General features: G+C 32.3%; 1 pseudogene. It reads left to right on the plus strand.

Annotated elements, in window-relative coordinates:
* Window positions 1-239: pseudogene (locus K9V48_RS28655) on the plus strand (fatty acid desaturase); the annotation flags it as partial.
* Window positions 240-396 lie beyond the last annotated feature (157 nt).

A 396-nucleotide genomic window follows, 5' to 3' on the forward strand; every position in this document is an offset into this window, starting at 1 on the left:
TGCATCATTTAAGCCCAAGAGTTCCTAACTATAACTTGGAAAAAGCACATGAATCGACTCCACCTTTACAACAAGCAACAACGATTAATCTTCGCACAAGCTTACAGTCTATTCGCTTCCGTCTATTCGACGAGGAAAATAAAAGCTTTGTAAGCTTTAAAGAAATTAAACATTTACTGAAAAACACAAAAGATAAAGTGAAATTAAATGCAAAAAACGCAACTCTTGAAGGAAAATAATACTCTACTAAAAACCATTCCAGTTTAGACGAGGCCACTGAAAAAGTGATTACTTTGAGAAAGTAATGTGCATTTTATCAATATATATATAACGAAAAGAAGTTAGTCACCTATATATAGTAGGTGATTAGCTTCTTTTTCTCATTACATGGACTTT

The sequence above is a fragment of the Metabacillus rhizolycopersici genome (assembly GCF_020075705.1).